The following is a 7,636-nucleotide window of genomic DNA, read 5'->3' as shown; positions in this document are numbered from 1 at the left end:
AGCGGCCCTTCGTACAGCCGGGTGCGGTGCGTCAGCGCACGTCGCCCATGAGCTGCTTGACCTTGCCGCGGTACATGAAGATCGAGACACCCGCGACAACGGCGAGGAAGGCCTGCAGCGTGACCACGCCGGTGCCGTTGAGCTCCACACCCGCGATGGAGAGCAGACCCGTGGTGCAGTCACCGGCAGTGACGGCCAGGAACCAGACGCCCATCATCTGGCTGGCGTACTTGGCCGGGGCCATCTTCGTGGTGACGGAGAGACCCACCGGGGACAGCGTCAGCTCGGCGACCGTCTGGACGAAGTAGATCGCGACCAGCCACATCGCGGCGGCCTTGTGGCCGTCGGTCGCGATCGTCAGCGGCATCAGGAAGAGGAAGAACGACGCACCGACCAGCACCAGGCCGGAGCTGAACTTCACGATGGTGCTGGGCTCCTTGCCGCGGCGGTTCAGCGACAGCCAGAAGGCGGCGAAGAGCGGGGCCAGCGCCATGATCAGGACCGGGTTGACCGACTGGTACCAGGAGACCGGGAACTCCCAGCCGAAGACGCTGTTGTCGGCCGAGGACTTGGCGAAGATCGCGACCGTCGAACCGCCCTGGTCGTAGATCATCCAGAAGATGGCGGCGGCGACGAAGAACCAGATGTAGCCGGACATCTTCGACTGCTCGGTGGCGCTGAGCTCCTTGTCGCGCTTGATGCGCGCCAGGACGACGACCGGAATGGCCAGGCCCGCGATGGTGATGGGGACCAGGATCCAGTTGAGCGTGTAGACGCCGGTGACGACCGTGACGATGTAGAAGACGGCCGCGACGGCCAGCCAGATCATGCCCTTGCGCAGCGTGCTCGCCCGCTCGGCGGCGGACAGCGGCTTCGGGACGACGAGGCTGCGCTCGTTCAGATGGCGGGTGCCCATCAGGAACTGGGCGAGGCCCAGCCCCATGCCGAGCGCGGCGAGCGCGAAGCCCAGGTGCCAGTTGACGTTCTCACCGATGGTGCCGATGATCAGCGGCGCCGCGAAGGCACCGGCGTTGATGCCCATGTAGAAGATCGTGAAGCCACCGTCGCGGCGCGGGTCGTCCGGGCCGTCGTAGAGGTGTCCGACCATCGTCGAGATGTTGGACTTCAGCAGACCGGAGCCGATGGCGACCAGTCCGAGGCCGGCGAAGAAGGTGCCCTGCAAGGGCAGTGCCAGCGTCAGGTGGCCGATCATGATGACGGTACCGGCGACGGCGACGGTCTTGCGGGGACCCCAGACACGGTCGCCGAACCAGCCGCCGGGCATCGCGAGCAGGTAGACCAGCGATACGTAGACCGAGTAGATCGCCGTGGCCGTGGCCGGGTTCATGTGAAGCCCGTTGGGGGCGATCAAGTAGAGGGGGAGCAGAGCCCTCATGCCGTAGTAGCTGAAACGCTCCCACATCTCGGTCATGAAGAGAGTGGCCAGGCCGCGGGGGTGGCCGAAGAAGGTCTTCTCGGATCCAGAAGTACTGGCCGAGTCCTTCGTCAGGCTGGACGCCATGGTCGATCCTTGCTTGCTCGGGACGCGACGCCTCGTGAGCGTTACGCGCCCGGTGGGGGGAGGCCGGCACCGGCACGGCTGCGCCCCACCCCCACGCCTAGGGGGGTTCGTCCCGACTGCCGGACTCGTCGAGGAGCCGACTGAAGGAGACGGGGGCCGACCGCACCGGGATCCACGCCAGGTGCGCATCGTCGCGCTCCGGGCCCGGCCACAGGTCATTCACTCAATTCACGACTGGCGGGTACCAGCCGGCAGAACAAAAAAAGACCCTTGGCGCTAAAAGCTGCCCAAGGGTCCTTGAGTAGTGCAACAGGCGTCGAGTAACCATACGACACGACAGTGCCGGATATGAATGGACTTGAGATGTGAATCACAGGTTGCGGTGGAACCGCACTCCCGTATTCGAAGGTCTTTCTACGCTTTCCTTGCGGACCCGCAGGCCTTTGCGATCGCCTTACAGCACCCGTCCTGCGCGGACTACCATCACTCCATGACCCGTGTACTGCTCGCCGAGGACGACGCATCCATCTCGGAGCCGCTGGCCCGCGCCCTGCGTCGGGAGGGTTACGAGGTCGAGGTCCGCGAAGACGGTCCGACCGCTCTCGACGCCGGCCTCCAGGACGGAATCGACCTGGTCGTACTCGACCTGGGCCTGCCCGGGATGGACGGCCTCGAAGTTGCCCGCAGGCTCCGTGCCGAAGGCCACACCGCGCCGATCCTGGTGCTGACCGCCCGCGCCGACGAGGTGGACACCGTCGTCGGCCTGGACGCGGGCGCCGACGACTACGTCACCAAGCCCTTCCGCCTGGCCGAACTGCTCGCCCGCGTCCGGGCGCTGCTGCGCCGCGGCGCCACCGAGTCCGCTCCGCAGCCCGCCACCCACGGCGTCAGGATCGACGTCGAGTCGCACCGGGCCTGGATGGGTGAAGAGGAACTCCAGCTCACGGCCAAGGAGTTCGACCTGCTGCGGGTCCTGGTCCGCGACGCCGGCCGGGTCGTCACCCGTGACCAGCTGATGCGCGAGGTCTGGGACACCACCTGGTGGTCGTCGACCAAGACCCTCGACATGCACATCTCCTGGCTTCGCAAGAAGCTCGGCGACGACGCGGCCAACCCCCGCTACATCGCGACCGTACGGGGCGTCGGCTTCCGCTTCGAGAAGAGCTGACGTACAGAAGCACTCATGCGCCGCAGACTGATCAACTCCACGCTCGCCGTGGTGCTCGTGGTGATCGCCGTCTTCGGCGTCTCCCTCGTCATCGTCGAGAGCCGCACCATCAGCAACAGCGCCCAGGAGAGCGTCGACTCCGAGGCGCTGCGGCTGATCAACGTCCTCGAGAGCCGGCTCCTGGAGGCGGAGCGGATCAATCCCGCGCTGCTGGCCGAGCAGATCTCCAGCAAGCGCTACGCACTGGTCAAGATCCCCGGACGTGCCCCCCTCGAAGTCGGTACGCGTCCCACCGGCAGGGTGATCAGCAGCACGGTCGAAGGGGGGCAGGGCGAGCGGGTCACCGTCGAGGAGTCCAGCTCCGCCGTCACCCGTGAGGTCGGCCGCACCCTGATGATCATCGGCGCGGTGGCGCTGCTGGCCATCATCTCGGCCGTGCTCCTCGCCGTACGCCAGGCCAACAAGCTGACCTCGCCGCTGACGGACCTCGCCGAGACCGCCGAACGCCTGGGCTCCGGCGATCCGCGCCCGCGCCACAAGCGGTACGGAGTACCGGAGCTGGACCGGGTCGCCGACGTCCTGGACTCCTCCGCCGAACGGATCGCCAGGATGCTGACCGCGGAACGCCGGCTGGCCGCCGACGCCTCGCACCAGCTCCGTACGCCGCTGACCGCGCTCTCCATGCGGATCGAGGAGATCTCGGTCACCGACGACCCGGACACGGTGAAGGAGGAGGCGAACATCGCCCTCACTCAGGTCGAGCGGCTCACCGACGTGGTCGAGCGCCTGCTGACCAACGCCCGCGATCCGCGTACCGGCTCCGCCGTCGTCTTCGACCTCGACGAGGTCGTCAAGCAGCAGATCGAGGAGTGGCGCCCGGCCTACCGGGGCGAGGGCCGCGCCATCGTCCGCTCCGGAAAGCAGGGGCTGCGGGCCGTCGGTACGCCGGGCGCGGTCGCCCAGGTGCTGGCCGCACTGATCGAGAACTCACTGATGCACGGCGGCGGTACGGTCGCGCTGCGCACCCGGGTCACCGGCAATCAGGCGGTGATCGAGGTCACGGACGAGGGCCCGGGCGTGCCCGCGGACCTCGGCGCAAGGATCTTCGAGCGGACGATCAGTGGCCGCAACTCCACCGGCATCGGCCTCGCGGTGGCCAGGGACCTCGCGGAGGCGGACGGCGGCCGCCTCGAACTGCTCCAGCAGCAGCCGGCGGTCTTCGCCCTGTTCCTCAGCCGGGTGGCCCTGAAAAGAAAGGAACCGGAACGCCCGGTGCGGTGAGGGCTACCGACGCACCGGGCGCGCCTGGACCCGCGACACCTGCTCCGTACGCCCCTGCTTCAGGAAAGCCTCCGCGCTCAGCACGGCCTCCTTCGCGGGCAGCGCCTTGAAGACCCACGTCCGGTAGGACCAGAAGCGGAACAGTGTCGCGATGCCGATCCCGAGGATCTTGAAGACATTGCTCTGGACCGGGCTGTCCCACCCGAACCCGTACGTCGCCGTGTACAGCACACCGTTCTCGATGACCGCGCCCACCGCGCTGAACAGCAGGAACAGCGTGAGCTCCCGGGTCCGCCCGCTCTTGTCACGGTCCCGGTACGTCCAGTAGCGGAAGCCGATGTAATTGAAGAGGATGGCGACGAACGTCCCCAGCAGACCTGCCCGCACCACCTGAAGGTCCGTGGTGCGCCAGAGCAGGTTGGACACCGCGATATTGACGACAAGGCCGAGTGCGCCGACCGCGCCGAACTTGGCGACTTCCCGGGCCAGCAGATCCAGCCGGGCCCGCAGTGCGCCCCGTTCGCTCATGGTGATTGCTCAGCCCGTCTGTCGGTTACGTCAACCCGGTCATGCTAACCAGCCTGTCCATGGGTTTCCTGTGGATGCCCTGTCAGGTGTGGCGATGCTGTGACGTGCCCGCCCCGCCCGGGCAGGCGCAGGGCGTCGTCGGGCGACCCCCGGGGCGGCGGATACCCTGGAGGAGTGACGTTCCCGGTAGTCGGCATGGTCGGCGGCGGTCAGCTCGCCCGTATGACCCACGAGGCGGGCATCCCCCTCGGCATCAAGTTCAAGCTCCTCAGCGACACCCCCCAGGACTCGGCGGCCCAGGTGGTGAGCGAAGTCGTCGTCGGCGACTATCGCGACCTGGACACGCTGCGTGCCTTCGCGCGCGGCTGTGACGTGATCACCTTCGATCACGAGCACGTACCGACCGAACACCTGCGGGCCCTGGAGGCGGACGGCATACCCGTGCGCCCGGGTCCCGGTGCGCTGGTGCACGCCCAGGACAAGGGGGTGATGCGCGCGAAACTCACCGAGGTCGGCGCGCCCTGCCCCCGCCACCGCATCGTGAAGGACCCGGCCGACGTCGCGGCCTTCGCGGAAGAGGTCGGGGGCTTCCCCGTCGTCCTCAAGACGGTCCGCGGCGGCTACGACGGCAAGGGCGTCTGGGTGGTCCGCTCCGAGGCGGACGCGGCCGACCCCTTCCGGGCCGGTGTCGCGGTCCTCGCCGAGGAGAAGGTCGACTTCGTACGGGAGCTGGCGGCCAATATCGTCCGCTCGCCGCACGGCCAGGCCGTCGCGTACCCGGTCGTCGAATCGATCCAGGTCGACGGGGTCTGTGACACGGTCATCGCCCCGGCCCCCGAGCTGGACGAGCGGCTCGCGGGCGAGGCCCAGCAGCTCGCTCTCCGTATCGCCTCCGAGCTCGACGTCGTCGGCCACCTCGCCGTCGAACTCTTCGAGACCCGTGGACCCGACGGGAAGTCCGGCATCCTGGTCAACGAGCTCGCGATGCGCCCGCACAACTCCGGGCACTGGACGCAGGACGGTGCGATCACCTCGCAGTTCGCCAACCACGTCCGGGCCGTCCTCGACCTGCCGCTCGGCGACCCGCGCCCGCGCGCCACCTGGACGGTCATGTCCAATGTGCTCGGCGGCGACTACCCGGACATGTACCAGGCGTATCTGCACTGCATGGCCCGCGATCCGCAGCTCAAGATCCACATGTACGGCAAGGACGTGAAGCCCGGCCGCAAGGTCGGACACGTCAACACCTACGGCGACGACTTGGCGGACGTGCGAGACCGAGCCCGTCATGCAGCTGACTACCTCAGAGGAACGATCAACGAATGACTTCCCCCGCCACCGCCGCGCCGGTCGTCGGCATCGTCATGGGCTCGGACTCCGACTGGCCCGTCATGGAAGCAGCGGCCAAGGTCCTCGACGAGTTCGAGATCCCCTACGAGGTCGACGTCGTCTCCGCCCACCGCATGCCGCGCGAAATGATCGCGTACGGCGAGCACGCGGCGGACCGCGGCCTCAAGGCGATCATCGCGGGCGCGGGCGGCGCCGCCCACCTGCCCGGCATGCTCGCCTCCGTCACCCCGCTGCCCGTCATCGGTGTCCCGGTCCCGCTGAAGTACCTGGACGGCATGGACAGCCTGCTCTCCATCGTGCAGATGCCCGCCGGTGTCCCCGTCGCGACCGTCTCGGTCGGCGGCGCACGCAACGCGGGCCTGCTCGCCGCACGCATCCTCGCCGCCCACGACAGCGAGCTGCAGGCCCGCATGGTCGAGTTCCAGCAGGAGCTGAACGACCAGGCGACGGAGAAGGGCAAGCGGCTGCGCAGCAAGGTCGAGGGCGCCGACTCCTTCGGCTTCGGGAAGTAGGCCGCCCGATGGACCAGCTGAAGCAGGCCGCAGAGCTCCTCGCCGAGTACCCCGTCGTCGACGGCCACAACGATCTGCCGTGGGCGCTGCGCGAACAGGTCGGCTACGACCTGGACGCCCGTGACATCTCCACCGACCAGTCCGCCCATCTGCGCACCGACATCCCGCGGCTGCGCGCGGGCGGCGTCGGGGCCCAGTTCTGGTCCGTCTACGTGCGGTCCGACATGGCGGGCGACGAGGCCGTCAGCGCCACCCTCGAACAGATCGACGTGGTCGCCGAGCTGATCGGGCGTTACCCCGCCGACCTGCGGCGCGCCCTGACCGCCGACGACATGGAGGCGGCCCGCGCCGAGGGCCGTATCGCCTCCCTGATGGGCGCCGAGGGCGGCCACTCCATCAACAACTCGCTGGGCACCCTGCGCGCCCTGCACACTCTGGGCGTCCGCTACATGACGCTCACCCACAACGACAACATCGCGTGGGCGGACTCGGCGACCGACGAGCCGGGCGTCGGTGGTCTCTCGCCCTTCGGCCACGAGGTCGTACGGGAGATGAACCGCACCGGCATGCTGGTCGACCTCTCCCATGTGGCGGCCACCACGATGCGCGACGCGCTCGACACCTCCACCGCGCCCGTGATCTTCTCGCACTCCTCGTCGCGCGCGATCTGCGACCACCCGCGCAACATCCCCGACGACGTCCTCGGCCGGCTCCCGGCCAACGGCGGCATCGCCATGGCGACCTTCGTACCGAAGTTCGTCCTCCCGGCGGCCGTCGCCTGGACCCGTGCCGCGGACGAGAACATGCGCGCCCACGGTCTGCACCACCTCGACACCACCGCGCAGGCCATGAAGATCCACGCCGCCTTCGAAGCGGCCAACCCGCGCCCGATGGCCACCGTGGCGACGATCGCCGACCACCTCGACCACATGCGCGAGGTGGCCGGGATCGACCACATCGGCATCGGCGGCGACTACGACGGCACCGCCTTCCTCCCGGAGGGCCTCAGGGACGTCGCGGGCTACCCGAACCTGATCGCGGAGCTGCTCGGCCGGGGCTGGTCCACCGCCGATCTCGCCAAGCTCACCTGGCAGAACGCGGTACGGGTGCTGCGCGACGCCGAGGACGTCGCGCGCGAGCTGAGCACGCGCCGGACCCCGTCGCACGCCACGATCGAGCAGCTGGACGCCCTCGTCGGCTGAGCCGGAGCTGTCGCGTGCGGGGCGCCCCCCATGGGGGGCGCCCCGCACGTTTTCTCCCCCGCTTCTAACACGC

At 68.8% G+C, this 7,636-nt stretch carries 7 protein-coding genes; 5 read left to right on the top strand and 2 right to left on the bottom strand.

What is annotated here, in order from left to right; translation table 11 throughout:
• Nucleotides 1-31: 31 nt before the first annotated feature.
• Nucleotides 32-1,522 (bottom strand): oligopeptide:H+ symporter, encoded by a 1,491-nt coding sequence (locus ABTZ94_RS34940; RefSeq protein ID WP_351207060.1) that lies wholly within the window; start codon nt 1,520-1,522, stop codon nt 32-34.
• 490 nt (nt 1,523-2,012) lie between these two features.
• Between ABTZ94_RS34940 and ABTZ94_RS34935 the strand changes: the two genes are divergently transcribed.
• On the top strand, nt 2,013-2,690 hold the full coding sequence (locus tag ABTZ94_RS34935) for a response regulator transcription factor (RefSeq protein ID WP_351207058.1): 678 nt from the start codon (nt 2,013-2,015) through the stop codon (nt 2,688-2,690).
• Nucleotides 2,691-2,705: 15 nt separating this feature from the next.
• Complete coding sequence (locus ABTZ94_RS34930) at nt 2,706-3,971, top strand: sensor histidine kinase (RefSeq protein WP_351207056.1); 1,266 nt, start codon at nt 2,706-2,708, stop codon at nt 3,969-3,971.
• A 3-nt stretch (nt 3,972-3,974) separates the two neighbouring features.
• On the opposite strand, the gene ABTZ94_RS34925 is transcribed toward ABTZ94_RS34930, so the two are convergent.
• Complete coding sequence (locus ABTZ94_RS34925) at nt 3,975-4,499, bottom strand: GtrA family protein (RefSeq protein WP_351207054.1); 525 nt, start codon at nt 4,497-4,499, stop codon at nt 3,975-3,977.
• Nucleotides 4,500-4,673: 174 nt separating this feature from the next.
• On the opposite strand from ABTZ94_RS34925, the gene ABTZ94_RS34920 reads away from it, so the two are divergent.
• Genes ABTZ94_RS34920 through ABTZ94_RS34910 form a run of 3 tightly spaced genes read left to right on the top strand, consistent with a single transcriptional unit; the run spans nt 4,674 to nt 7,563 of the window.
• Nucleotides 4,674-5,825: a 5-(carboxyamino)imidazole ribonucleotide synthase gene (locus ABTZ94_RS34920; protein ID WP_351207052.1), complete on the top strand. Its 1,152-nt coding sequence runs from the start codon at nt 4,674-4,676 to the stop codon at nt 5,823-5,825.
• Entirely contained in the window at nt 5,822-6,361 is a 540-nt protein-coding gene (gene purE / locus ABTZ94_RS34915; RefSeq protein ID WP_351207050.1) for a 5-(carboxyamino)imidazole ribonucleotide mutase, read from the top strand. The genes ABTZ94_RS34920 and purE overlap by 4 nt, the downstream gene beginning before the upstream one ends.
• An 8-nt stretch (nt 6,362-6,369) precedes the next feature.
• Nucleotides 6,370-7,563: a dipeptidase gene (locus ABTZ94_RS34910; RefSeq protein WP_351207048.1), complete on the top strand. Its 1,194-nt coding sequence runs from the start codon at nt 6,370-6,372 to the stop codon at nt 7,561-7,563.
• Nucleotides 7,564-7,636: the final 73 nt, after the last annotated feature.

Origin of the sequence: Streptomyces sp. NPDC002785, assembly GCF_040295565.1 — a bacterium.
Lineage (GTDB): Bacteria > Actinomycetota > Actinomycetes > Streptomycetales > Streptomycetaceae > Streptomyces.
Note: the sequence above shows the minus strand (reverse complement) of the source record. Positions and strands in the feature narration are given on the sequence as shown.

Bases quoted from the DNA above. Each gene is read 5' to 3' on its own strand.
- ABTZ94_RS34940 (WP_351207060.1), bottom strand. From the start codon at position 1,522: ATGGCGTCCAGCCTGACGAAGGACTCGGCCAGTACTTCTGGATCCGAG.
- ABTZ94_RS34935 (WP_351207058.1), top strand. From the start codon at position 2,013: ATGACCCGTGTACTGCTCGCCGAGGACGACGCATCCATCTCGGAGCCG.
- ABTZ94_RS34930 (WP_351207056.1), top strand. From the start codon at position 2,706: ATGCGCCGCAGACTGATCAACTCCACGCTCGCCGTGGTGCTCGTGGTG.
- ABTZ94_RS34925 (WP_351207054.1), bottom strand. From the start codon at position 4,499: ATGAGCGAACGGGGCGCACTGCGGGCCCGGCTGGATCTGCTGGCCCGG.
- purE (WP_351207050.1), top strand. From the start codon at position 5,822: ATGACTTCCCCCGCCACCGCCGCGCCGGTCGTCGGCATCGTCATGGGC.
- ABTZ94_RS34910 (WP_351207048.1), top strand. From the start codon at position 6,370: ATGGACCAGCTGAAGCAGGCCGCAGAGCTCCTCGCCGAGTACCCCGTC.